We start from the raw sequence: 24,209 nt of genomic DNA on the forward strand, positions 1-24,209 counted from the left end.
GGGGGAGGTGCCGCGTCTGACGCGGCGGAGGGGTCATGCGCGTCGCATGCACGATGACCCCTCCGTCGCCGTAAGACGGCGACACCTCCCCATTTGAATGGGGAGGAGGATTGGCGCGGAAGATGCTGGTAAGACGGGGCACGGTTTTCGAGGAGAGAGAAGTGAAGGTTTCGCGTCGGTCGGTGATGGTGATGTCGAGCGCTACGGCGGCAGTATCGGCGGGTTCGGCATTTGCGAACGAATGGCCGAGCCGGCCCATCCGCTTCCTGGTGCCGTGGCCCGCTGGTGGCCTCAACGACCTGATCGCGCGCGCCTTCAACGATCGCGTCTCCAAGACCTTGGGCCAGACCATCATCACCGACTTCAAGGCGGGCGCCGCCGGCCGCATCGGCGTCACCGAGATCGCGAAGGCGAAGCCCGACGGCTACACGATCGGCATGGGCAATCTCGGACCGCTCACCATCTTCCCAGGCCTCTACAAGACGATGCCCTACGATGTGGGCAAGGAGCTGATCCCCATCACCATGTTCGCAGCCTCGCCGCTGGTGCTGGTGGTCGGCGCGGACTCACCGGTCAAGAGCGCAGCCGAGCTGATCACCGCCAGCCGCGCCAAGCCGGGTGGCTATAACTTCGCCTCGGTCGGCATGGGCAGCCCCGCGCATCTCACCTACGAGATGCTGAAGGTGAAGACCGGCATCGAGGTGGTGCACGTTCCCTACAAGGGCACCAACGAGTCCCTGCCCGCCCTCTTCGCGGGCGACATCCAGTCGACGTTCGACACCTTGCCGAGCCTGCTGCCCTTCATCCGCTCCGGCAAGCTGCGGGCGCTGGCGGTGACGACGCCGAACCGCGTGCCGCAGCTTCCCGACGTGCCGACGTTGAAGGAGCTGGGCCTGGGCGATGCCGACGTCATGTCGTGGTACGCGCTGATAGCGCCCGCCGGCACGCCGCAGCCGATCGTCGACCGCCTCTACACCGCCTACACCGCCGCCGCGCAGACGCCGGAGATCCAGAAGCTGCTCGCCGACCAGGGCCTGATCTACATCCCCAACACCACCGCGCAGTTCCAGGCCCAGATCGTCGCCGAGACGGCCCGCTGGGCCAAGCTGATCAAAGACAACAAACTCGAGATTGATCAGTAGTCACGCCGGGGGCGCGCCACTCCAGTGGCGCGGTCATGAATCGCGCGAGTGGACTCGCGCGCCCCCGGCACCTGCCCTTCGCCTCGTAGCAGCTAGTGGGCCTGGGCGTCGCGTCGCCAGGCCGTTGGCGTGGTGTCGAAGCGATCGCGGAACCAGCGTGAGAAGGCGCTGAGCGAGGAGAAGCCCGCCATGTCGGCCAGCGTGCTGAGCTTCCTCTCCGGATTCAGCAGCGCGCGCGACACGACCTCGGCGCGAACCGCCTCCACGATGCCAGAGAACGTCTGATCCTCTTCGGCGAGCCGGCGATGAAGCATCCGGCGGTTGAGATTCAGCTGTCCGGCCACCAGCTCGACCGTGCAGCAGCCCGTCCCCAGTTGCAGCGAAACGAGTTCGCGCACCTTGTCGGACGTTCCGACATTGGGGCGCGCCAGGAGCGAGTCGAGATGCTGGCGCACATAACGCGCCAGCGCGGGGTCCGCCGTCGGAATGGCACGGTCGAGGTCGCGCGTCGGGCACACGATGCCGTTGAAGTCGTGGCCGAACTCGACCTTGTCCCCGAACAGGCGGTGGTATGTTTCCCGGCGCCGCCCTGCCGCATGGGAAAAGCAGACCAGCGGTTTCCAGTGCGGCCCGATCAACGACTGCACCACGCGGTAGAGGACGCCGACCGTCAGCTCCGTTCCCTGCCGGAGAGGAACCGGTCGGGGAACGCGGATTTCCGTGATCATGACGGTGGTCCCGTCCCGTTCTTCGAGGCGCATATGGAGCGACTCGTTGTGCAGCGGGATGTAGCGCATCAGCGAGGTCACGGCGTCGCGCACCGTGGCCTCCTCGCGCACCAGCAGGCCGATGGGCCCGAGCACTGACAAGGTCCGGGTTTCCGCGAGTCTCAGGCCGAAATCCTCGACCTTGGCCACCCGTGCCGAGTTCTCCAGCAGCCGGCGGAGCGCCGCCGCCGACACCTTTACATCCGGGCTCTCCAGGAACCGCCGATCGATCCCGGCCTCCTTGAGCATGCGCAGCGGATCGAGCCCGACCGATCGGGCGATCTCGGGGTAGGAAGTGAGACAGGCGCTGCGAATGAGGTCGGTCACGGTGTCCGGCCCGAACTGTCAAATCCGTGTCCCCAAATGTCAAATGGCGTTCCCCGTCCCCCGCTACGCTCGGGCAAATCTCGGGAGGGTCCCATGGCCTATCAATCAATCGACGTCAGGAAACTCACGCCCACGATCGGCGCCGAGATCTTCGGCGTCGACCTGTCCACGCCGCTGGGCAACCAGCAGTTCGACGAGGTCCACCAAGCATTGATGGACAACCTGGTGATCTTCTTCCGCGACCAGCAGATGAGCATCGAGCAGCACAAGGAATTCGGCCAGCGCTTCGGCCGCCTGCACGTGCATCCCAACGCGCCGATCGGGCTGCCGGAGCATCGCGAGATCCTGGTGATCAAGGCCGACGAGACCTCCAAGCGCGTGGCCGGCGAAGAATGGCACAGCGACGTGTCGTGCGACGCCGAGCCGCCGATGGGCTCGATCCTGCATCTCACGGAGGTTCCGCCCGACGGCGGCGGCGACACGCTGTTCGCCAACATGTATCGCGCCTTCGAGACGCTGTCGGAGCCGATGCGGAAGATGCTGACCGGCCTGACCGCGATCCACGACAGCGCCAAGGCCCACGGCTACCGCGCGAAGGCGACCGACCGCGCCGACCTGGCCTTCCCGTCGACCGAGCATCCGATCGTCCGCACCCATCCCGAGACCGGCCGCCAGGCGCTTTATGTCAGCCGCGGGTTCACCAGCCGCATTCCGCAGTTGCGCAAGCACGAAAGCGATGCGCTGCTCGACATGCTCTATCGCCACATCGAGACGCCCGAGCTGCAGTGCCGCTTCAAGTGGCGGCCGAACTCCGTCGCCTTCTGGGACAACCGCGCCACCCAGCACCACGCGATGTTCGATTACTTCCCGCACCGTCGCTACGGCCACCGCGTGACCATCTGCGGCGACAAACCCTTCTACAGGGGCTGACACCATGAAGCGCCGTCTGTTCCTCGCCACGCCGTTCCTGGCCTCGCCACTCCTGGCCGCTGGCGCCGCCGCCGGCGCCGAGCCCTATCCGAACAAGCCCGTTCGCGTGATCCTGCCGGGTCCGGTGGGCGGCCTGCTCGACGTGGCGGGCCGCGCCGTCTCCGACGTCATGCAGCGCGAACTCGGCCAGCCCTGGCTGATCGATCCCCGGCCCGGCGCCAACGGCATCCTGGCCGCCCAGCTTGTCCTGGGCTCGCCCGCCGACGGCTACACCCTCTACCTCACCGTGTCGGGCCACGTCGTGCTCAACATGCTGATGAAGGCGCCCTTCGATGCCATGGCCGACTTCAAGCCGATCGCCATGGTGGGCGTGAGCAGCGGCCTGATCTGCGTGGCGCCGAATTCGCCTGCCAACACCATCGCGGAGTTCGTGGCCCTGGCGCGCGCCAATCCCGGCAAGCTCAACTATCTCAATCCGGGCAACGGCACCGGCGCCCACCTGATCCCGGAACAGCTCAAGATCAAGTACGGCGTCGACATCACGTCGATCTCGTACAAGGGCCTGCCGCCCGGTGTGCAGGACCTGCTGGGCGGCCGCCTCGACATCGGCGTTGTCAGCACCGTGCTGGCGGCGTCCCACGTCAAGGCCGGGCGCCTCAAGGCGATCGCCGTGGTGGGACTGAAGCAGTACGACGACCTGCCCGGCGTGAAGACCATGGCCGAACAGGGCGAGGCGGATCTCGAAGTCCAGTCGTCGATACCGCTCTATGGGCAGAAGAGCCTGCCCGATGCGGTCGTCAGCCGGCTGAACAGCGCCATCAACGCGGCACTGGCCGACCCGACCGTCCGCGCCCGTCTCGCCAGCGCCTACATCGACCCGATGCCGATGACTCCCGCCCAGCTCGGCGACGCCATGCAGCGCGAGCATGTGCGGCTCGGCAAGGTCATCCAGAAGCTCGGCATCACGGCCGACGGCGCGTAAGGCCAGTCCGGCCGTCCTCAGGAGGCCGGTGACGCGGCGGCCAGGGCGATGCGCGTCTCGGCGATCCAGCCGGTGGCCTTCATCTCCTCGAAGAGACGCAGCGCGCGTTCGAGCAACGGCCGGTCCTCCTGCGCATTGTCGCCCCGGCGAAAGCGGCCATACGCCAACAGCGTTTGGGCGAGTTCGGGAGGACACTGTATGTCGTCGAGGACCTCCAGACTGCGCCGGAAGGCAGCGTCGGCCTCGGCCCGGTCACCCATCGCTTCATGGATCTGTCCCAGGACACGATGGGCTGCGACTTCTTCGAGACGAAAGGAACGCCGCACGGCAGCAGCGAGCGCCTGATAAACGGTATCGAGGGCCTCGCTGTAGTTGCCGGCCGTCAGGTAGATCTGAGCGCGGGCGATCTGTGCATACGGCAGTGCCATCCATTGCGACTTGACGGCGCGCACGGGCAGTTCATCGAAGAGCCGATCGAGAACCCGCTGCGCATTGTCGGCCTGTCCGAGCTTCGAATAGGCCAGCGCCAGCCAGGCGGAGGAGAAGATGATCACGGGCCATTCGCCGATCTCCCATGCAACCGGCAATGCGTCCTGCGCCGCCACGACGGCTTCGTCCCAAAGCCCCCTGTAGTAATAGGGCTCGGCGTTCATCGCGCACCATGCCCGAAGCTCGGCATTGTTGAGAGCATCGGCGTTCTCGCGGACCTGTCCTGCGAAGTCGAGCGACTGATCGAGCTTTCCGGCTCGGGCGTTGTAACAGCGGCCGCCGCTCGCCATGACAATGCTCTGGCGCAACCGATTGCCCTGCGTCCCATAAATTTCGACGGCTCGCGCGAAATGCTCGAGTGACGCCTCGAATTGGCCATGCCCTCCGAGAACATCACCGTAGCGTTGGGCGCAATACGCCATGGCGAGCTTGTCTCCAGAGACCTCAGCGCGGGCAATCGCGCCCTCCAGGAGAGTCCTGTCATCCAGAATGCCGCCCCTTGTTGCCTCCAGCCTGGCCAGGTTCGCCGTTTGGCCCGCCTCGCTCGCATCGGTCATCGCGAGGTCGAGATGGTGCAGCATGCGCGCTTCCTCTTTCTCGTCCCGCCTCCAGCCCGGTAGCTGAACGATCGACACAAGGATCTCGAAGTGGACGCGGCTGCGTTCGGACGAGGCGGGCAAGCGCTCGACCAGCTCGAGCGCTTGCCAGTAGTGATTGATTGCTTCGGGACGCGCATAGAGGTTGCGGGCCCGTTCCGCCGCCTCCAGCGTGTAGGCGAGCGCTTTGTCCCACGCCTCGGCCCTGAGCCAATGATGCGCGAGGAGCGCCGACCGTTCACCGACAGACGTGTCTTGCTTCGGGAGTGGCCCGCCCAGCTCTTCGAGCGCTTTAGCGATGCCGGCATGAAGCTCCTGGCGCCGGCCGCGCAGCAGCGTGCCATAGGCCGCGTCCTGCACGAGCGCATGCTTGAAGACGAACGACGTCTGCTGCGCGCCGCCGCGGCGGAAGATCAAACCTGCGTCGACCAGTTGGTCCAGCTCGGCCCCCAGCCGATCGTCCGGGCGGTTCGTGACCGCCTTCACGATGTCGTAGGTGAACTCGCGCCCGATCGCGGCCCCGATCTGCGCCACTTCCTTCACCGGTCCCAACCGATCGAGTCGGGCCATCAGCGAATCGTGCAGGCTCGACGGAATCGCCAGCGACGGCATGGGACCGGAGAGAATGAATTGCCCGCTGACTTCCTGAAGGAAGTTGCTCTCCAGCAGCGCCTTGGTCAGTTCCTCGACGCAAAGCGGGATGCCGTCGGTGTGCTCGATGATCCGATCGAGGATTTCACCCGGAAGCGGCTTGCCGCCAGCGACGCCTCCGGCCAGTGCCATCGTCTCCCGCTCGCCAAGACGGCCCAACAGGACCGAGGTCACCTGCGCCTGGCCGATCCACACCGGCTCGAACTCCGGGCGGAACGTCACGACCATGAGGACAGGGAGCTGGCGCACGCGCTCGCCGAACCGCTCCAGCAGATCGAGGGAGGTCGAATCACTCCAGTGCGCATCCTCGAACAGCAGCAGCACAGGTTGCTGGCGGGCCAGATCTTCCAGCCGCCAAACGAGCGCCGAGAGAATCCGCTCGCGCTTTTCCCGAGGATTACCGGGCAGATTCGGAATGCCATCGCCGGCCGGCACCGCCAGAAGATCGGCGAAAGCGGCCTCCAGGTCGGGGACGGCGTTGCCCGACTGCGACAGCAGCGCCGAGAGCTTGGTCCGTTTTGCCGTGGCGTCGTCATGGCGTGCAAAAACCGCAGCGCGCTCGAGCTCGGCAATGATGGGAAAGAGCGCGCTGTTGCGGCGATTGGGCGAGCAGAAATAGCGTAACCGTACAGGCCGCTCCGCCTGGAGCCGTTCCTGCAACGCCGCGGCAATGCGTGACTTGCCGATGCCGGCTTCCCCGGAAATCAGCACGATCTGCCCTTCGCCGGCCTTTGCCTGTCTCCACCGTCGCAGCAGCAGCCTGACTTCTTCCTCGCGACCGACGAGTGGGCTCAACGTCGCCGAACGCAAGGCCTCGAAGCGACTTTCGATCGAACTCTCGCCGAGCACTTGCAAGGCCGATACGGAGTCGCGAAACCCCTTGATCGCGACGGGCCCCAGGTCGCGATACTCGAAGAGATCGCCGACGAGCCGTCGCGTACTCTCTGCCACCAGCACAGCGTTGGCCGGCGCCATCTCCTGTAACCGGGCCGCGAGATTGGGTGTCTCGCCGACAACCCCCCGCTCCTGCGCCTGGCCGACGCCGATGAGATCGCCCACGACGACCAGTCCGGTGGCAATGCCGACCCTGCTCGCCAACGCAGTGCCGCCAGCCTTCAATCGTCCGACGCCGGCGACCACGGCCATGCCGGCCCGCACCGCCCGCTCTGCATCATGCTCATGGGCTTGCGGGTAGCCGAAATACGAGAGGACGCCGTCGCCCATATACTTGGCCACGTAACCACTGCCATCCGCGACGACGGCAGCCACTGCCGCGCGATACGCCTCGAGGACTTCCCGCAGATCCTCCGGATCCAGCCGCGATGCCAGCGCGGTCGATCCGACGAGATCGCAGAACATGACGGTGAGCTGCCGTCGCTCGGCAGCGTTCGGACCAATGCCGGCATCTTGCTCCCGTCGCATAGGTTCCGCGGGCGACGCTGCTACGAACGAACCCCTGCCGTCCCTCAAGGCCGCAATTGCCGCCAGCAGCTTTCGCCGATGCCCGATCGACGTGACACCGAGGCCAACAAGGTCGTCGGCGGTGATCTCCAGCAGTATTTCGGCATCTATGTCATTGGCGAGGAACGCAGCTGCATAGTGCTCGAGCCCCAGCCCGCGCAACCAATGGACGATGTCCATCGACATCTCCGGTCGACCGGCTACCGCCCGAGGCGGCAGCGCCAACGGCGATCCCGCACTCCAACGCCGATCCGCAGAGTGTCGCCGGTCGTCGAGGACAGCCTGGAGGACGTCATGTCAACTCCCCTCCGCCGCTCGCAGTATAGCGTGAAACGCGCCTGGCAAGAAACGCACCGAGAGCGCCACCGGTAACGATTGAGTTCCCTGGCAGCGGAGAGGTGGTGCCGTCTGCGGCGACAGAGGGGTCATGACCCCTCCGCCTCGCAAGACGAGGCACCTCCCCATCTGAATGGGGAGGATGAAGAAGCGCGCTAGAAATCCGCCGTCAGTGACAGGCGGAAGGTCCGCGGCAGGCCAAGCGACAACAGCGTGGCCCCCTGCCCACCCAGCCAATAGTTGGTATCGAGAACGTTATCGACATTGAAGCGGATGGAGACGGGCTTGCCGGTCGGGCTGCGGTCGGTGTCGAAGGTATAGCGCGCACCCAGGTCGAGACGGGTCCAGTCCGGCAGGCTGCGCCGCGGGCTGGTGGTGTCGATGTACTGCGATCCGGTGTAGACGACGCGCCCGGTCAGCGTCAGTCCGCGCACGAAGGGCGTATCCCACTCGCCACCGAGATTGAGATTGAAGTTCGGCGAAAACGGCGCGGTCCAGCCGTCGGTAAGTCCTCCTGGTGTCTTCGTGAGGACCGCGTTGAGGAACATCGCACCGCCCAGCACGCGAACACCTTCCAGTGGTTCGCCGAAGAAATTGAACTCGAGACCCTGATTGCGTTGCTCGCCGGCCAGGACCTGCGTGTTGGTCGCGACGTTGGTGATGATGCTGGGCTGCGTGATCTGGAAAAGGCTCGCGGTCGTTGTGAACTTGCCCCAGTCCACCTTCACGCCCGCTTCGAATTGCGTCGACTTGTAGGGCGCGAAGGTCTCGCCGGCGTTCGAGAAGGCCGGACCGACAATGGCGCCTTGCTGAAGTCCCTGGATGAAGTTGCCGTAGACGGACACGTTCTGCCAGGGCTTGAACACGAGCGCCACCGAGGGCGTGAACGCGCTTTGATCGTAGCTTGAGGTTTCTGCTCCGGTCACAGGGTTGAAGTTCGACGCCTTCACCTGCTGCAACCGACCTCCGACCGTCAACTGGATGCGCTTGCCGGCCGCCGACAGCGTGTCGGCGATGGCAATGCTCGACATTCCCTGGGTCACCGACTTGTTCGCCGCAGGATTGGGAAGATTGGGGCGCGCGATGACGACCGAATTGTAGATGTTGGTGGCATAGGCCGGACCACTGACGCTCGCATAGCCGGAGTCCAGCGCATAGGTCGTCGCACTCACCGCAATCTCGTGGGTGATCGGGCCGGTGTCGGCCACGGCGCGCACGCCCACTTCTCCTGTCAGATATTGATTGTAGGCATTGGCAACCATCGGCGCCGCCGTCGCCGCACCGTTCTGATTGGTGGCGGTCATGAAGATGCCGCCGAGCAGATCGCCTTGTCGATTGTCGTGAATGCCGAAGGCCGCATAGGCCGTGACACGCTCCGTCAGATCGATTTCGCCGCGGACCACACCGAAGAGATCCTTGCGCTCGCTGTTGCTCCAGGGCTGCCCGCCCGGATTGTTCCGGACATTCGGCGCCCAGGGGAGCGGAACACCAGCGGCGACACCGAGATACGGGACGACGCCGCCTATGTACTGATACTGATAGCCGAGATCGGCCGAGAGCCGCACGCGCTCGCCGCGAAAGTCCAGGCCCAGCGTGGCCAGTGCCCTTTGATCGCTGTTCCACTGCATGTCCGTCTGGCCGGACTTGAACACGCCGTTGAAACGCACGCCGAACTGCTTGTCGGAGCCGAAGCGGCGACCGATGTCGGCATGCCCGCCAAACTGCGATGCCGATGCATAGGCCGCCGTGACCTGGGTGAGCGGCGCGTCTGCCGCGCGCTTGGGAACGAGATTGATCACGCCGCCGATGGCGCCGACCGGCTGCATGCCGTTCAGCATGGCGCTCGGCCCCTTCAGCACTTCGATACGTTCGGCCAGCTCCGGCATGATGGAGAAGGTCGGAAGCATGCCATAGAGGCCGCCATAAGCGATCGACGTGCTTCCCACGACGAAACCGCGAATATAGACGTTCTCGGCCGCGATGCTGCCTTCAGGAAGCGAGGCCCGCACGGACGGATCGTCGATCAGCGCGTCGCGGACCGTCTTCGCCTGCTGGTTTTGCACCTTCTGCGCCGTGTAGCTGGTCTGGTTGAACGGCGTGTCCATCACGTCACGGTTGCCGAGCAGGCCGAGCTGACCGCCGGTCGCGACCTGGCCACCGGCATAGGGCGGCGGCACATTGTCGATCATCGCCTGCGGCGGCACCGGGAAGACGCCCTGGACCTGCACGGGATCGAGCTGCATCGCGGCGCCTGCATCCGGCCCGCCGGTAACAGTCACGACAGTTGCCGAAGTGAAGCGATAGCCGACGCCCGTTCCGGAAAGCAGTCGCTGCAAGGCTTGCTCGGCCGTCATTACCCCGTTGACCGCCGTGCTGCTCTTCCCGGCAACCACTGTTGCATTGACGCCCACCTGGAGACCGGCTTGAGCCCCGAATGCCATCAAGGCCTGCCCGAGAGGCTGCGAGGGGATGTTGAAGTTCACAGTCCGCGGGGATTGTGCCTGCTGTGTTTCGGCGGGAGGAAAGGTCTGTGCCGTCAATTCGCTTGTGAGCAGGAAACTCGCCACAACAGCCATAACCGCAATGCCGCCGTTCGCTCGCCGCGGCGTCGTTCCTTGAACTGACACGAAACTCTCCCCCGAACTGTCCGTGCCGGCGGGTCACGGAACCTCATTCCTGCGAACAAAAATCGTTCGCCTGGGGTTTGACGAAAGCTGCCCTCGACATTTCTAGGGCGCAGCGAAAAAGATTTCGCGGCAGCCTAACGTCTCGACACGATGATCAGATAGGGAGTGATCTGCGTAAGCTGGGCATCCTGGGATCCCGCAAGAGCCTGCAGGGCATCCGACGGGTTGGACAGGTCGAAAACCCCGGTAACCAGCTGCCGGTTCAGCGACTTGTCCCTCAGTATGATCGCGCCCGGCACGTGCCGCCCGACTTCCTCAAGGATATCCTCGAAAGGCTCCTCGTGAATCATAAGGCGTCGGGAGCGCCATGAGGCGATCGTCGTCGAAGGCACATCGCGGCGGCTGACGACGCCGCTGTCGTGATCGTAGACAAGGGAATCACCTGCCGTCAGGAGGCTTGTCGGCTCGGAAGGCGTCGATACTTCGACGCTGCCGGATTCTACCAGCACCGAGGTTGAACGCGGCGCGATTCGCACTCCGAACGCCGTACCTGAGACCGCGACCGTAACCTTGTTCGCTTCAACGACGAAAGGCCGGTCGCTGTTCTTGACGACCTTGAAGAAGGCCTGTCCCTCCAGGAGGGTAATGTCCCGGCGCGTTCCGCGATAATTGACCGCAATTGCACTCCCAGCATCGAGATAGGCCGTACTCCCGTCCGGCAGTTCGACTTCGCGGAGCTGGGCAACCCCTGTCACATAGTCCGCCAGCATATGCTTCTGCAGGACCGGAAACAGCGCAAACGCCAGGCAAGCCGCGGCAACCAATGCCGCCCCGGCACCGACTAGCCGCAAGCCCCGACGCCGGCGCTCCGGCAATCGGATGACGGTCTCCGACTGAGCCGCCGCCTGACTCCCCCGCTTGACCGTGGCCGAAATGAACTCGACTTTTCGGTACGCGGCGCGATTTGCTTCACTTGCATCGAGCCAGTGCTCGAATTCCTGGCGCAACAGGGAGTCGGACGGCGACTCCTGAAGGCGCAGCAACCAGTCGACCGCCTGCATTCTTGCGGGGCTTCGCTCGTCAGCCGATGCGTCCACGAACTTCCATCCCGGTTGCAAGGTGCGCATGCAATTGCACGGCCCGATAATTGTAGATCGTTTGGGCACCACGTTTTCTAGGCGGCGCCGGAAATATATCTGCTTCAGTCGTCATCGCCGAAGAAGCGACGGGACGCATGCATGAACCCGTCTTGCACGAGTTGATGGGCGCGGCCAACGGAGATGTTCAAGACAGCCGCAATCTCATGCAGCGGCTTGCCCTCGATCTGGGACATCTTGAAAGCGATCTGCGTGCGCTCGGGCAGTTCGGCTATTGCCTCCATCACCGAACGAAACTCGTCCCGGTGGTAAACCACATCTTCCGCGGAAGGCGCATCCACCGGATGCGCCTTCCAGGTGGAGCCCGTTGGGTCCTCGATGACTTCGCGATGGCCCTTGCGTATCCAATCGAGGGCAAGGTTCCTGACGACCGAGTAAAGATAGCTCAGGGTATTGGCGACCTCGCTGTGCTTGCGGCCTGATACGCGCAGCCAGGCTTCCTGGACGACATCCTCGGCCTTCGCTGGGTCTCGAATGAAGCGATTCGCGTATTTCACGAGATCGCTGCGATTCTCGATGTAGACGTTCAAAAAGGAATCCGAGGGAGCCACGCCGGGGTCCAAGCAAATGCGAATAATTCGCAATCGTATAAACCCCGCCCCCGCTCAAAGCAATTGATGCATCCAAGCGCGCCTGCGAACGGCCCCCGACAGGAGTGAACAAGGCATCAGAAGTCCGCGGTCAGGGACAGGCGGAAGGTGCGCGGGGCGCCGACCATCAGGCTGGTCGCGGAGCCGCCGCCGGACCAGTAGTCGTTGTCGAGAAGGTTTTCGACGTTGAAGCGGGCCACCAGCGGCTTGCCCTTGGCGGCCGGATTGTCGAACGCATAGCGGACGCCGAAATCGACGCGCGTCCACTCGGGAATCATGCGGCGCGGATAGAGCGTGTCGTAGAACTGCGCGCCGGTGTAGATGAACCGGCCGTTGAGCGTCAGCCCGCGCACCCAGGGCACATCCCATTCGCTGGCGATGTTCAACTGGACCTGCGGCGACGACGGCGCGATCCATCCGTCGGTCGTGCCGCCCGGCGTCTTGGTCAGCACGGGATTGAGGAACATGGCGCCGCCCAGCAGGCGGAAGCCTTCCGTCACTTCGCCGAAGAAGTTGAGTTCGAGACCCTGGTTCCGCTGCTCGCCGCCAAGAGTCTGGGTGTTGCTCGCGACGTCGGTAATGACGCTGGGCTGCGTGATCTGGAAAAGGCTCGCCGTCGTGGTCAGCTTCCCCCAGTCGACCTTGACGCCCACTTCGAACTGCGTCGACAGGTAGGGTGGGAACGCTGTGCCGGCATTGGCAAAGGTCGGACCGACCGTCGCTCCGGGCTGCAGGCCCTGAATGTAGTTGCCGTAGACGGAGACATTCTCCCAGGGCTTGAACACCAGCGCGACCGACGGCGTGACCGCGTTCTGGTCGTAACTCGTCGTCACGGCCCCGGTCCCCAGCGCGTAGTTGGTGACCTGGACCTGCTGGATGCGGAGGCCGGCCGTCAACTGGATGCGCTTGTCGGCAGCGGAGAGGGTGTCGGCGATGGCGATGCTGTTCAGCGAGAGCGCGCTCGTCTTGGTCGTGTTCGGCGCAGGCACGTTGGGCCGGGCGACCACTGTCGGATTGTAGATGTTGGTGGCGAAGCCCGCGCCCTGAATGACCGAGCCCACGCCGCCTTGCCGGTTGTACGTCGTCGCGACGACGGCGATCTCGTGGCCGATGGGGCCGGTGTCGGCGAACGCCCGTACGCCCGTCTCCGCGGTCAGGTGGGAGAAGTATTGCTGGCTGTTGAAGTAAGGCCCCGCCAGGCCGTTGCCATTGAAGTTGTTGATGGTGATCGTGCTGGAGGAATAGATGCCGAGCCGATAGTCGTGCGCGCCGAACGCGGCATAGGCCGTGACGCGCTCGGTGATGTCGTACTCCGCGCGGACGACGCCGAAGATGTCGGTGGTCTCGCGGCTGCCCCAGGACTGGCCCATGTTCTTGCGGGCATCCGGCGCCCACGGCAGCGAGACCGTCGCCGGCGGTCCGAGATAAAGATACGGAACGACGCCGCCGATATACTGGCTCTGGTAGCCGAGATCGGCGGAGAGGCGCAGGCGCTCGCCGCGGAAGTCGAGACCGATGAGCGCAAGCGCCCGCTGGTCGGTGTTGTTCTCGATGGCCGTCTGGCCGGAACGGAAGGCGCCGTTCACGCGCACGCCGAACTGCTTGTCCTCGCCGAAGCGCCGCCCGACATCGGCCGCGCCGCCGAACACGCCGAGCGAGGAATAGTTGGCGGTGATCTGCGTCAGGTCCTCGTCGCGGGCGCGCTTCGGCACCAGGTTGATCGTGCCGCCGATCGCACCGTTGGGCGGCATGCCGTTCAGCATGGCGCTCGGACCTTTCAGCAACTCCACCCGCTCCGCCACTTCCATCATGACGGAGATGTCGGGCAGCATGCCGTAGAGGCCGCCATAGGCCATGTTCTGCGGACCGACCGGAAAGCCGCGGATGCTGACCTGGTCCTGGCCGGCGGTGCCTTCGGTGTAGGTCGTCCGCACGGACGGATCGTCGACCAGCACGTCGCGGATCGTCTTGGCCTGCTGGTCCTGCGCCTTCTTCGCGGTGTAGCTCGTCTGGTTGAACGGCGTGTTCATCACATCGCGATTGCCGAGCAAGCCGAGCTGGCTGCCGGTGCCGACCTGACCACCGGCATAGGGCGGCGGCACGTTATCGATCATCGCCTGCGGCGGCACCGGGAAGACGCCCTGGACCTGCACGGGATCGAGCTGCATTGCGCCGGCGCCGCTCGGCTGATCGATCCGGTGAACCGTGATCGTGCCGCCGGCCGCACCGCTGAAGGTGAGGCCGGTGCCCGCGAGCAACCGGCCGAGCGCTTCCTCGGCAGTCATCGTGCCCTGCACGCCCGGCGTCGCGGCTCCGCGAACGAGCGCGCCGTCGACGGTGAGATGCCGGCCGGCCTGCTGGCCGAATTGCACGAGCGCACTCGACAGCGACTGAGCCGGAATGTTGAAGGCGCGCGCGTTGCCTTGCGCCATCTGCGTCGGTGCATCGACCGCTTGAGCGCGAACGACGGCGGGCGACAGCGCCACCGTCGCGGCCATCACCGACGTCAGCATCCCCAATCCCGAGCGGCGAGCCCTGGTCCTCATACGCGATCTCCCCCAACGCAAACGCGACGCATCCGCTGTTCCGAGGGGTAGACGGAGTCGACCGATGGCTTTCTACAAACGCCGCAAAAAAAGTTTCGCTACTTGCTCGACAGGACGAGCATCCACGGCGAGATCCGCCGAACATCCGCACCGATGGCGCGGGCAATGTCGCGCAACGATGCTTCCGGATCTGCCAGTCCATAGACGCCCGTCACCCGGCGCGTCGCCAGCGCGGAGTCCATGATCACGATCGTGCCGCCGTAGTAACGCGCGAGGTCGGCCACCGCATCGCCGACCGGCCGATCGTCTGCCAGCAGCAGCTTCTGGCGCCACGCTGCGACGGTTGGAGTCGTGTTGCTGGTCACGCCGGTGCGGCCGACACGGGCCGACTGGCCGGCACCCAGCCGCGTATTCAACGAAGGAAGCTGCCGGTCGCTCAGTGCGACCAGCCCCTCCTCGACCGAAACCGTCACGCCGTCGTCGCCGCGGTTCACCTCGAAGCGCGTGCCCAGCACGGTCGTCTCCACCGCGCCAGCCTGCACGATGAACGGCCGCTCGGAATCCTTGCGCACGGTAAAGAAGGCCACGCCGCTCAGAAGCTCGACCTTGCGCTCGCGCGCCGCATAGTCGACAGCGATCGCGCTTTTCGGCGCCAGGGTGACTTCGCTGCCGTCGTCGAGCGTCACCGTGCGCAGCTCAGCGGTCGCGGTCGTGTAGTCGGACTTGAGCTGAAGCAGAACCGCGGGCGCTGCGAACGCGGCAATGCAGGCCGCCAGTGCAACACCTGCAAGCATCGCGGCCGGCCGACGCGCGAACCAGCGTTGTCGTGGTCCTGGGCGCGGGCTTGCGGGTTGCGGTCGAGAGGAGTCGCGGGGATGCGTTGCCCATTCGTCGGCATGCGCGGCCTGGACCTGTTCGAGTCCGCCCGACAAGCGCAGGGTCGATTGCCAGGACGCGGCATGGATCGGGCTGGCGTCGTGCCATTCCTCGAAGCGGCGACGCAGATCCTTGTCGGCCGGCTCCTCCTTCAGGAGCAGCAGCCAGTCCGTCGCCTCGCGTGCGGCCTTCCGTTGGGGTGCGTCGGGCGTGAGACCCATCGTGCCTATTCCGTCGGTCGCGTTAGACATCCATCCTAGACGGGCTAACGGGTGAAAATTCTACAAGAAGATTGAAACGCCGGTGTTGGTGCGATCTACCACCAGCCCAGCCGTTCGCGACAATGCTCCAGCCCCTCGGCGACGAGCCTCTGCGCATAGGGCAACGAGATGTCGAGGAACGCCGCGATTTCCCTGAGCTTGTAGTTGCCCAGCCGGTGCATCTCGACGGCGATGCGTGTGCGCTTCGGCAGCTCCGCCAGCGCCTGCTCCAGCGAGCGCAGCTCGTCCTTGTAGAGCGCGATCGTCTCGGGCGACGCGCTCGCCGTGCCGGAAAGCACGGGCGCATTTTCGTGGCTGAGGTGAAGAAGCCGCTGCTTGCGCGCGAACTCGCGGCGGCCGTCGTGCGCGAGATTGCGGATGATGCGGTAGAGATAGGCCAGCGGCTCGCCGACCAGGCGCTCGCGCGTCGCCTGCTCGAGCCGCACCCACGCTTCCTGCACCAGGTCCTCGGCTTGCGTGCGCGACCCCACCATGGTGGTCGCGTAGGCGACCAGCGAGCCTCTATGCTCGACGAAGACTGCCGTCGGATCTGAAGACACAGCGACTCTCGGAGCCCCCGCCCAGTTGCGCACAAACGAGACTGCCCTTAGCGCAATTGCGAATTATTCGCAATATCTTCTCCTCCCCATTCAAATGGGGAGGTGCCCCTGTAACCAGGGGCGGAGGGGTCAGGGCCACACATCGCGCATGCCCCCTCCGCCTCGTAAGACGAGGCACCTCCCCATCTGAATGAGGAGGCGTACGGAGCATGCGCCCTCCTCTTCCTACTCCGCCGTGACGCCGCCCTACTTCGCCGCGCCGGCTCCCAGAATCTTCAGGTGGAAGTCCACGAGCCGGTAGCCGAGCCGCTGCGCCACCTTCTCGATCTGGCGTGCCAGGTCCTCGTCGTCGACCTCGACGATCTCGCCGGTCGTGACGTCGATCAGGTGCGGATGTGCCCTCCGGCCGAGGATCTCGTAGCGCGCCCGGCCGTCGCTGAAGAGGCTGCGCTTCAGGATGCCCGCTTCGGTCAGCATGTTCAGCGTGCGGTAGACGGTGGCCAGGGCGACCCGGCGCTTGCGCGAGATGCGACGCCTGATCTCGGTCGCACAGGGATGGTCGGTCGCCTGTTGCAGCACCTCGAGGACGATCCGCCGCTGACGCGTAAGCGTAATGCCCAGGCTGCCGCACAGCCGCTCCACGCTCTCGAACGCCGTATCGGCCCCTGGCCGGGTACTGTAGTCGCCCTCCATCGCGGCCGATCTGCCGGCGGGCATCGGTGTCGTTTCCAGGCTCAGCGTCGCCTCCCAGCGAATGCCCCTCTCAAGACTAGACGTATGAGCGCTGGGGATATTTCGCAAAAAAGAGACATTTGTTCGTGAACCACTCTGGTCCACGACCGTGCGAAACCCGACCTGGTGCTGCCCGCCGTCGACGTTCCAGCGAGCTGGCATCCGCGTCAAAATGGAGACGCCCGACACAAGTGGTTGCGAGAGTTCTTAGTCAAAGTCTCGGGAATGCAATAGGCCCGCTTGGGTCCTCCGCGTCATTTCTGTGGCTTCGCAACAACTCGGTCATGTCCAGGGCGACTGGGGGTATTTCCGGCGAAAGAGACACTTGTTCCTGAGCCGCCCTGGTCCACGTTCCTACGAAGCCAGACTTGATGGCCTTGGGGCAGGACCGAGGGAGCTCCCATGGTTTTCTGGACAGCGAGCGTGGTTGGGCTGGCGTTCGCCTATCTCTTCGGCTCCATACCGACGGGCTATCTGGCGGGGCGCCTGCTCAGAGGCATCGACATCCGCGAACACGGCTCCCGGTCGACCGGGACAGCGAACGTCCTGCGCACCCTTGGGAAAGGGCCGGCGCTGGTCGTGCTCCTGGTCGATGTGCTGAAGGGCGCGGTCGCGATCGTCCTTGCGCTCTGGTTCTATCCCTGGCTCGTGGAAACACCCTATGTCGAACACTTCGACGAGATCGATCCGGAAATCTGGTTGCCGTGGGCCATCTGCCTCGCCGGACTCGCCGTGATGCTGGGACATAGCCGGTCGATCTGGCTGAACTTCGCCGGTGGCAAGGCCGCAGCGACGGGGCTCGGCGTGCTGCTGGCCTTGTCGTGGCCGGCCGGTGTCGCCGCCGTGGCGGTCTTCGGCGCGGTGCTCACCCTCACGCGCATCGTCTCGCTGGCAGCGATGCTGGCCGCCCTGACGGCGATCGTCCTCGTCTTCGCCCTGGAGGAACCGCTGCCCTATTGCCTGCTGGTGCTCGCCGGCGGCCTCTATGTGGTCGTCCACCATCGCGCCAGCATCCGGCGCCTGCTCGCAGGAACCGAGCCGCACCTCGGACAGCACGTTCGGTGACCGCCGGGGGCGCATCACCTCGAAAGCGCTAGTCCGCTGTCTTGCGGAGCCAGACCTGACTGCCCTTCGAGAGCATCGTGAACTTGTTGGCGTAGAGCGCGACGAAGGCGTCGATGGCGGGCTTGGGCCGGCCGTGTTCGCGCAGGCGGCTGTCGTCCCACCTGTAGTCGTCGAACGCCAGGATGCCGCCGGTCTTGAGCAGCCGGAACGACAGCACCGCATCCTCCATCACGTCGATGGTCGCATGGCTGCCGTCGACATAGATGAAATCGTAATGCAGTTGCGGCAGGCGGCGCAGCGCGTCGCGCGACGGCTGGTTGACGAAGGTGACCTTCTCCGCACCGCCGGTGGCCGCGACATTGCCGTCGAAGACCGGCTGCTTCACGCCGTCGATGCAGGTCATCGTCGCGTCGGCATGGGTGGCGACATGCTGCAGCAGCCAGCAGGTCGCGCGGCCTTCGTGGCAGCCGATCTCGAGCAGATGGCAGGGCATGCCCGCCAGCGGCGCGAGCCGCTTGTGAAACTGCTTCGTATTCGCGGAGAACCAGTCTTCGCTGAACGAAAATCCCGGCGGATCGGGCCGTTTCGGCAGCAGGCGTGAGACAAACCAGAAATAGCGGCGCAACATGCGTGCGCTTCTAGCGTGCGGCCTCGCCCACCGTATCGAGGCAAACGGCCGCCCCCTTTCACCGCTTGCGGCCTTGCTTACTCTGGAAGCCCCGCCCTGCGAAGCGCCGTTTCGAAGAGTTTGCGATCCGAGGCTTGGAAAGGACCGAAGCGCGCCATGCATCCTGCGATCGAAAAACGGGGACGCAACGATTTCAGTTGCTCAAGCAGATCCGCCAGTTCGTCGGGACGGTTACCCTCCATCGCTAGTGCAACGATCTTCCACATTATGGCCAGAAACGAGCGCGGCCTGTCGCGAAGCGCCCGTTCGGCCCAATGGAGAGCCTGGTCATGGCGACCGAGGAAAAAGCAGGGAGTGACGAAACCGATGTACGTTTCAAATGCAAAGTCATCCCTGGGGCTGAGCTGCATCGCCCGTTCAAAATACTGAATGGATTTCTCGTGCTTTCCGATCATCGAGTGCGCGGCACCGCCAAATCGCCACGCCATGAGGAAATTGGGATTTAGAGTCAGCGCGCGTTCTATGTGCTCCACTCCCTCCTCAGGCTTTCCGCCGAGAGAGGCAATGCCGAATCCTCCGAGCGCAAGGGCAACGGGATCGTCCTTGCCAATCTCGACAGCTCGCTTCGCTGCTTCATAGCCCTGTGCCCTCGCCTCGCGACTCGAACCCCATCCTTGATGCAGGCGCCCCCAATGAGCGCGGGCCACGTAGGCATAGGCGGACGAAAACTGCGGGTCGGCGGCAATGGCACGATCGAGCAGCATCAGGGCTTCGCTGATTGAGCTCTCCGTAGCGACGGGGACAATCCCCGGAATTGCACGCAGATAGAAATCGTAGGCTGTCAGGTTGCTGGTCGGCTTCGCCTGGGCGCGGGTTATCTCGGAACTCATGAGCTGAGGGTAGATCGTGGCGACGATGCTCGACGTGATGCTGTCCTGCAGATCGAAGACGTCCTCGATGGCGCCGTCATAGCGTTCGGCCCAAATGTGATTTCCGCTTGTCGCGTCGATGAGCACGCAATTGATACGCAGCCTGTTTCCGGCACTGCGAATGCTGCCGTCGAGGACGTAGCGGACCCCGAGTTCGCTCCCTATCTGCCGTACGTCGACGGAACGGCCTTTGTACGAGTAAGAAGAATTGCGGGCGATCACCAGGAAGTTCGGAACACGCGACAGGATGGTGATGATGTCGTCGACCATGCCGTCCGCGAAATACTCGCGCTCGGCATCGCCGCTCAGATTTCGGAAGGCAAGCACGGCGATCGAGGGCTTGTCGGAAAGGGCAAAGGCCGGGACGGGGATGACGGACTTGGGCAACGGCGCTTGGGTAGCGGTCGGCCAGTCAGCTTCCTTCCACTCCACTCGAAAGGCACGGATCGGCCGCACGATGTTCTTGAGGGATAGCTCTCCTAGGGCGTGAAGCTCCGCCTTGATGCGGCCGTCTACCGCCTCACGTACGGCGCGCGAAATTAGGATGCCACCTGGCGGGGACTCACCCTGGAGGCGTACTGCGATGTTCACGTCGTCGCCGTAGAGATCATCAGCCTCCACGATCACTTCGCCGAGATGGATGCCAGCCCGAAAGACAATGCGGCTTGGCTCCGGCTGGTCTCGGTTTGCACCGGCCATCGCTTGCTGCAGCTCGATGAGGGCGCTCAGCGCATTGACGGCGCTATCGAACTCGGCAAGCGCGCCATCGCCGGTTAGCTTGACCACGCGACCTCCATGGCGGTGGATGGAGGGCTCTACGCGTTCGGCAAGATGCGTCTTGAGGAGAGCATGGGTGCCACTTTCATTTTGGCCCATCAGGCGCGAGTAGCCCACAACGTCTATGGCGACGATAACCGCAAGTCTGCGCTGCTCGTGGGCCAATGGCGTATCCTCCGTCGCCTGGCCACGATGATATGAAGGGCCTTCGAACAGGGCAATGGCCGCAAGCCCACCCCGGAAGGACCGCAAGGAGCAGCGCTCGGTCGATCCATAGCTCTATCGCCAGCGCAATCCGGTCGAGCGCTTCTTCGACAAACTCAAACACTTCCGATGTATCGCAGCACGCTACGACAAGACCGCCCGAAACTTCCTCACTGCCGTCCTCATCTCATCTGCCAGACTGTGGGTTATGTTTGAGTCCACTACTTAATCCGAATCGCCGAGGAAGATTTCCTGGCCGACGTTGAGGTGCAGGACGAACTGGCTCATCGCGTAGGCGTTAACGAGTTGCGTGGCGGTGTCGTTCAAGTGATAGCGCGCGCCGCGGTCGTTGACCGGGTTGCCGCCGAAATCCTGGTGGCGGTCGGCGATGTCGTGGAACGCCTCGTGGATCAGGATGGTCGGCCGCAGGAACCGCCCCGACACGCCGTAGTCGAGATTGATGTAGGTGTGGCCGTCGCGCGGCGTCGGCGTGTCGGCGAAACCGGGGCTCGTGCCCTGACGCAGCCAGGCGCGCGCCGACAGCAGCCGGCTCGACACCTGCGCCAGGTTGTTGCGCACCTCGCGCGCGACGCGGTCGACGTCGGGCGCGGCCGTCACCTTGTAGTGCCGCGTAAGAGCGGCGAGCCCCAGGGTCCGGTCCGCCGCAGCACCGCCATCGATCACGGCGTTGAGCACGGTGCGCGCACGGTCGCGCATCCCGCTCGCGGCGGGTACGGCCGCCAGCGCGAGCGCGAGTGTTGACTGCGAGCCGCCGCCCGTGAGCTGCTTGGCGGTGCCGCCTGAGGAGCCGCCCGCTCCACCCGTCGAGTCGACAGGAATCGCGAAGGCGAAGAAGTGTTCCTTGCGCGCGCCGCCGCTGGCCGGCGTGTAGGTGCAGCCGCAGCGCTTGAGGCTCACCTGGCGGCCGAACATCTCGTTGTCGAGCGAGGCCATGGTCATGCGGCCGACGATATTGTCCGGCGTCGTCTGGTAGCGCGCGTTGACGATGCGGCGCCGGCGCTTGTAGGCCAGCACCGCCGCGGCCGTGCTCGGGCCGTAGAGGTCGTCGGCGAGTTCGTCGCTGGCGATCTCGGCATCGTCGAGCAGCATCAGCGCGAGATGGATCTTCTCGACATGCGGGCCACGGCCGCCCGGCACGATATGCGCGCTGTCGCGGCTGGCCGCGCCCTCCAGTCTCGTATCGCCGCGAAACAGTTCCGACCGGAGAGGCATGGCGTACCTGAATAAAAAGGGTACCTACTTCGAGGTGCGTAGTACGGACGCGCCGAGCATCCCATATGGGGCGGATGACCGACACAAGATCCGCTCTCCCCAACAAGACTGCCAGCTGTGCATGCGGCGGCCTCAGGCTCACCGTCGCCGGCGATCCTGCCTCCGTCTATGCCTGCGGCTGCCTCGAATGCCAGCGCGCCACCGGCACCGCCTTTGCCTGGCGTGCGCGCTTCGCCAAGGCGGCGATCGTGAGCGTCGACGGCGAACGCCGCTCGTGGCGCCGCAGCAGCGACTCCGACCGCTGGATCGAGCAGACCTTCTGCCCGAGCTGCGGCACGCTTCTTTACATGTCGGCCGAAGCCATCCCCGATGACATCGTGGTCTCCGCCGGCTGCTTCGGCGACCCCGCCTTCACCGCTCCGGCCGCGTTCTTCTGGTCCAAACACCGCCCCGCCTGGTACGCGCTCGACAACGGCGTGCGGTCGGTGGCGTGATCTCCGCCTCCCCATTCAGATGGGGAGGTGCCTCGTCATACGAGGCGGAGGGGTCATGACCCCTCCGTCGCCGCAGACGGCGCCACCTCCCCATTTGAATGGGGAGGGGTCATGAGCCTTCCTCATTTGAAGGGGGAAGAGGAAAGCGACTATAGAGAGCGCCCCGTTTCATAGGTCTTTCCCCCGTGTCCCTTTCTGCGCGCGTGACGTGGCGAAGTTTTCAGGCCGGTGCGTTGCGCATGATCCTGCCCGGCCTCGCCTCGCTGCCCTTCGGCATCGGCTTCGGCGTCGCCGCGGCGCAGAAAGGCTTGAGCGCCTTCGAGACGACGTTGATGAGCTTCACCGTCATGGCCGGCACCAGCCAGATGGTGGCGCTCGACATCTGGGCGCGGCCGCTGCCGCTGGTCGCGCTGTTCGTCTCGGTGTTCGTGGCCAACCTGCGCTACTTCGTGATGGGCGCCGCACTGCAGCCGCATCTGCCGCACCTGCCGTGGTGGCAGCAGCCGCTGGTCTGGTACGTCACCGTCGACCAGAACTGGGCGATCAACATCGCCGAGTATCGCCGCGGCCATGGCGACCTCGGCCGATTCCTGGGCGGCGGCTTCATCATGGCCTGCATCTGGTCAGGCTCGACGCTGCTCGGCCATCTCGCAGCGGGCGGAGTTCTCAGCGATCCCACGGCCGCGCGTCGGCTCGGCCTCGACTTCGTGGGCGTCGCGGTATTCGTCGTGGTGGCGACGATCCTCTTTCGCGGCAAGCGCGATCTCGCGCCGTGGGCCGTCGCCATCGTGGTCGCGCTTGCGGCCAAATGGTCGATCGGCGGCAACTGGTACATCGTGATCGGCGGACTGGCCGGCGGCCTGTTCGGCGCGCTGCGCGATTACCGCAAGACCGGCGAGAAGACGCCCTCATGAGCGCGAGCCCCGAGAACCTCGTCGCGATCTTCGTGATGGCGCTGGCGGCGATGGCGGCCAAGGGCGGCGGCTTCATCGCCATGCGCTGGCTCGGCCGTCATCGATTTGTCGCAGCAATGTTGGATCATGCGCCGGGCGCCGTGCTGGTCTCGGCGGCGGTCGTGCCCCTCACACAAGCGGGCGGCGCCTACTGGGCGGGCGCGATCGCGGCCGCCGTGCTCACGCGCACGGCGGGCGGATTCACGCCCGGCCTGTTCGGCGCGGTCGGCGCTGTGGCGCTCGCGCGCTGGGCCGGACTTCAGTGAGTGAGGAAGATTAGTGAGGTGGTGCGGCCCCGCTCAATCGGACGATCTCGTCCTTGATCATTAATTTTCGTTTCTTGAGGCTGCAGATCGCATCGTCATCGGGATGCGGGCGCGTGCTTTCTTGATCGATCGCGTGCTCCAGCGAAGCGTGCTTGGCTTTCAGCGCTTCGATGTGGTCCACGGTGCTCATAAAGCGACCTCCGAGCTGGTTGTGGATAGCCGACTCTGACTCTTACATAGGGACGAGTCACGCTGAATCGAGCACCAGTTGTCGCACCCCTCCCGGACTGTGCATAAGCCGCACGAAACGAGCTGCCGTGACGTGAGTTGTCACGACGTGAGTTGTCACGGGCAACGGCTTCAAAAGCGTGGAACGGATGGAAGGACGCCGACGTGCGACGGCTCGCGGATGTGGCATACCCAATCGGCAACCCCGCCGGTGCGTTTTCGAGTGGATCGTCCTGACCGGGGATGGTCGTGGCACCCTGCTCTACGCGCACCTTGCTGAGATCGCCTACGGCATCACCAGCAAATTGCTGACGCGAGCCGCCGACGTCGTGCTGAAGAAACGCCGCAAATTGGTCTTGGTTGCCCGAGAAACGCCTTTGCCTGTGGATCGTCTTTGATGTCG

General features: G+C 64.9%; 20 protein-coding genes and 2 pseudogenes. 9 read left to right on the plus strand and 13 right to left on the minus strand.

The features are described 5' to 3' along the window. Positions 1-161 precede the first annotated feature (161 nt). Positions 162-1,142, plus strand: a complete 981-nt coding sequence (locus tag EPO50_RS17585) for a tripartite tricarboxylate transporter substrate binding protein (protein WP_296346302.1) — start codon at positions 162-164, stop codon at positions 1,140-1,142. A gap of 92 nt (positions 1,143-1,234) precedes the next feature. Here the strand turns inward: EPO50_RS17585 and EPO50_RS17590 are convergent, their stop codons facing one another. Then, positions 1,235-2,236: an AraC family transcriptional regulator gene (locus EPO50_RS17590; protein ID WP_296346303.1), complete on the minus strand. Its 1,002-nt coding sequence runs from the start codon at positions 2,234-2,236 to the stop codon at positions 1,235-1,237. 93 nt (positions 2,237-2,329) lie between these two features. On the opposite strand from EPO50_RS17590, the gene EPO50_RS17595 reads away from it, so the two are divergent. Next, positions 2,330-3,166 carry a TauD/TfdA family dioxygenase gene (locus tag EPO50_RS17595; protein ID WP_296346304.1) on the plus strand — a complete coding sequence of 279 codons (837 nt, stop codon included), beginning with the start codon at positions 2,330-2,332 and terminating at the stop codon, positions 3,164-3,166. 4 nt (positions 3,167-3,170) lie between these two features. Beyond that, the gene (locus EPO50_RS17600; protein WP_296346305.1) at positions 3,171-4,148 is read left to right on the plus strand and encodes a tripartite tricarboxylate transporter substrate binding protein; all 978 of its coding nucleotides are present in this window, start codon (positions 3,171-3,173) and stop codon (positions 4,146-4,148) included. Between the two features lie 17 nt (positions 4,149-4,165). Here EPO50_RS17600 and EPO50_RS17605 read toward each other — a convergent pair whose 3' ends face one another. The 8 genes from EPO50_RS17605 to EPO50_RS17640 all read right to left on the minus strand — a co-directional run bounded on the left by EPO50_RS17605 (position 4,166) and on the right by EPO50_RS17640 (position 16,990). Then, positions 4,166-7,525: an AAA family ATPase gene (locus EPO50_RS17605; RefSeq protein WP_296346306.1), complete on the minus strand. Its 3,360-nt coding sequence runs from the start codon at positions 7,523-7,525 to the stop codon at positions 4,166-4,168. A 311-nt stretch (positions 7,526-7,836) separates the two neighbouring features. After that, positions 7,837-10,122, minus strand: coding sequence for a TonB-dependent receptor (locus tag EPO50_RS17610; RefSeq protein WP_296346307.1), 2,286 nt, complete (start codon positions 10,120-10,122; stop codon positions 7,837-7,839). A 320-nt stretch (positions 10,123-10,442) separates the two neighbouring features. Continuing rightward, positions 10,443-11,369, minus strand: a complete 927-nt coding sequence (locus EPO50_RS17615) for a FecR domain-containing protein (protein WP_296346308.1) — start codon at positions 11,367-11,369, stop codon at positions 10,443-10,445. Positions 11,370-11,509: 140 nt separating this feature from the next. Next, complete coding sequence (locus EPO50_RS17620) at positions 11,510-11,995, minus strand: RNA polymerase sigma factor (RefSeq protein ID WP_296346309.1); 486 nt, start codon at positions 11,993-11,995, stop codon at positions 11,510-11,512. 137 nt (positions 11,996-12,132) lie between these two features. Next, positions 12,133-14,601 (minus strand): TonB-dependent receptor, encoded by a 2,469-nt coding sequence (locus EPO50_RS17625; RefSeq protein WP_296346310.1) that lies wholly within the window; start codon positions 14,599-14,601, stop codon positions 12,133-12,135. A gap of 98 nt (positions 14,602-14,699) precedes the next feature. Then, entirely contained in the window at positions 14,700-15,728 is a 1,029-nt protein-coding gene (locus tag EPO50_RS17630) for a FecR family protein (protein ID WP_296346311.1), read from the minus strand. Positions 15,729-15,793: 65 nt separating this feature from the next. After that, entirely contained in the window at positions 15,794-16,297 is a 504-nt protein-coding gene (locus EPO50_RS17635; protein WP_296346312.1) for a sigma-70 family RNA polymerase sigma factor, read from the minus strand. 246 nt (positions 16,298-16,543) lie between these two features. Then, positions 16,544-16,990: a Fur family transcriptional regulator gene (locus EPO50_RS17640; RefSeq protein ID WP_296346313.1), complete on the minus strand. Its 447-nt coding sequence runs from the start codon at positions 16,988-16,990 to the stop codon at positions 16,544-16,546. A 441-nt stretch (positions 16,991-17,431) separates the two neighbouring features. Between EPO50_RS17640 and plsY the strand changes: the two genes are divergently transcribed. Continuing rightward, entirely contained in the window at positions 17,432-18,094 is a 663-nt protein-coding gene (plsY, locus tag EPO50_RS17645; protein WP_296346314.1) for a glycerol-3-phosphate 1-O-acyltransferase PlsY, read from the plus strand. Positions 18,095-18,122: 28 nt separating this feature from the next. On the opposite strand, the gene EPO50_RS17650 is transcribed toward plsY, so the two are convergent. Continuing rightward, positions 18,123-18,722 carry a class I SAM-dependent methyltransferase gene (locus EPO50_RS17650; RefSeq protein ID WP_296346315.1) on the minus strand — a complete coding sequence of 200 codons (600 nt, stop codon included), beginning with the start codon at positions 18,720-18,722 and terminating at the stop codon, positions 18,123-18,125. Between the two features lie 77 nt (positions 18,723-18,799). Further along, a complete protein-coding gene (locus EPO50_RS17655) occupies positions 18,800-20,593 on the minus strand; it encodes an adenylate/guanylate cyclase domain-containing protein (protein ID WP_296346316.1) in 1,794 nt (597 codons plus the stop codon). 112 nt (positions 20,594-20,705) lie between these two features. On the opposite strand from EPO50_RS17655, the pseudogene EPO50_RS17660 reads away from it, so the two are divergent. After that, positions 20,706-20,861 (plus strand): annotated as a pseudogene (locus EPO50_RS17660) (IS5/IS1182 family transposase); the annotation flags it as partial. Here EPO50_RS17660 and EPO50_RS17665 read toward each other — a convergent pair. Then, the gene (locus tag EPO50_RS17665; RefSeq protein WP_296346317.1) at positions 20,858-21,865 is read right to left on the minus strand and encodes a hypothetical protein; all 1,008 of its coding nucleotides are present in this window, start codon (positions 21,863-21,865) and stop codon (positions 20,858-20,860) included. The pseudogene EPO50_RS17660 and the gene EPO50_RS17665 overlap by 4 nt on opposite strands. Positions 21,866-21,939: 74 nt before the next feature. On the opposite strand from EPO50_RS17665, the gene EPO50_RS17670 reads away from it, so the two are divergent. The 3 genes from EPO50_RS17670 (at position 21,940) to EPO50_RS17680 (ending at position 23,578) form a co-directional block, all read left to right on the plus strand. Continuing rightward, positions 21,940-22,359 (plus strand): GFA family protein, encoded by a 420-nt coding sequence (locus EPO50_RS17670; protein WP_296346318.1) that lies wholly within the window; start codon positions 21,940-21,942, stop codon positions 22,357-22,359. A 203-nt stretch (positions 22,360-22,562) separates the two neighbouring features. Then, the gene (locus EPO50_RS17675; RefSeq protein ID WP_296346319.1) at positions 22,563-23,273 is read left to right on the plus strand and encodes an AzlC family ABC transporter permease; all 711 of its coding nucleotides are present in this window, start codon (positions 22,563-22,565) and stop codon (positions 23,271-23,273) included. Next, positions 23,270-23,578 (plus strand): hypothetical protein, encoded by a 309-nt coding sequence (locus EPO50_RS17680; RefSeq protein WP_296346320.1) that lies wholly within the window; start codon positions 23,270-23,272, stop codon positions 23,576-23,578. The genes EPO50_RS17675 and EPO50_RS17680 overlap by 4 nt, the downstream gene beginning before the upstream one ends. A gap of 10 nt (positions 23,579-23,588) precedes the next feature. On the opposite strand, the gene EPO50_RS17685 is transcribed toward EPO50_RS17680, so the two are convergent. After that, positions 23,589-23,768 (minus strand): YdcH family protein, encoded by a 180-nt coding sequence (locus tag EPO50_RS17685; protein WP_296346321.1) that lies wholly within the window; start codon positions 23,766-23,768, stop codon positions 23,589-23,591. Between the two features lie 239 nt (positions 23,769-24,007). On the opposite strand from EPO50_RS17685, the pseudogene EPO50_RS17690 reads away from it, so the two are divergent. Further along, positions 24,008-24,186 (plus strand): annotated as a pseudogene (locus EPO50_RS17690) (flavoprotein); the annotation flags it as partial. Positions 24,187-24,209 lie beyond the last annotated feature (23 nt).

Origin of the sequence: Reyranella sp., assembly GCF_004297405.1 — a bacterium.
GTDB lineage: Bacteria > Pseudomonadota > Alphaproteobacteria > Reyranellales > Reyranellaceae > Reyranella.

Coding starts and splice junctions, on each gene's coding strand:
- EPO50_RS17650 (WP_296346315.1), bottom strand. CDS start 18,722: ATGTTGCGCCGCTATTTCTGGTTTGTCTCACGCCTGCTGCCGAAACGG.
- EPO50_RS17670 (WP_296346318.1), top strand. CDS start 21,940: ATGACCGACACAAGATCCGCTCTCCCCAACAAGACTGCCAGCTGTGCA.
- EPO50_RS17625 (WP_296346310.1), bottom strand. CDS start 14,601: ATGAGGACCAGGGCTCGCCGCTCGGGATTGGGGATGCTGACGTCGGTG.
- EPO50_RS17605 (WP_296346306.1), bottom strand. CDS start 7,525: ATGGACATCGTCCATTGGTTGCGCGGGCTGGGGCTCGAGCACTATGCA.
- EPO50_RS17615 (WP_296346308.1), bottom strand. CDS start 11,369: ATGCAGGCGGTCGACTGGTTGCTGCGCCTTCAGGAGTCGCCGTCCGAC.
- EPO50_RS17600 (WP_296346305.1), top strand. CDS start 3,171: ATGAAGCGCCGTCTGTTCCTCGCCACGCCGTTCCTGGCCTCGCCACTC.
- EPO50_RS17665 (WP_296346317.1), bottom strand. CDS start 21,865: ATGCCTCTCCGGTCGGAACTGTTTCGCGGCGATACGAGACTGGAGGGC.
- EPO50_RS17595 (WP_296346304.1), top strand. CDS start 2,330: ATGGCCTATCAATCAATCGACGTCAGGAAACTCACGCCCACGATCGGC.
- EPO50_RS17630 (WP_296346311.1), bottom strand. CDS start 15,728: ATGTCTAACGCGACCGACGGAATAGGCACGATGGGTCTCACGCCCGAC.
- plsY (WP_296346314.1), top strand. CDS start 17,432: ATGGTTTTCTGGACAGCGAGCGTGGTTGGGCTGGCGTTCGCCTATCTC.
- EPO50_RS17640 (WP_296346313.1), bottom strand. CDS start 16,990: ATGGAGGGCGACTACAGTACCCGGCCAGGGGCCGATACGGCGTTCGAG.
- EPO50_RS17680 (WP_296346320.1), top strand. CDS start 23,270: ATGAGCGCGAGCCCCGAGAACCTCGTCGCGATCTTCGTGATGGCGCTG.
- EPO50_RS17610 (WP_296346307.1), bottom strand. CDS start 10,122: ATGGCATTCGGGGCTCAAGCCGGTCTCCAGGTGGGCGTCAATGCAACA.
- EPO50_RS17685 (WP_296346321.1), bottom strand. CDS start 23,768: ATGAGCACCGTGGACCACATCGAAGCGCTGAAAGCCAAGCACGCTTCG.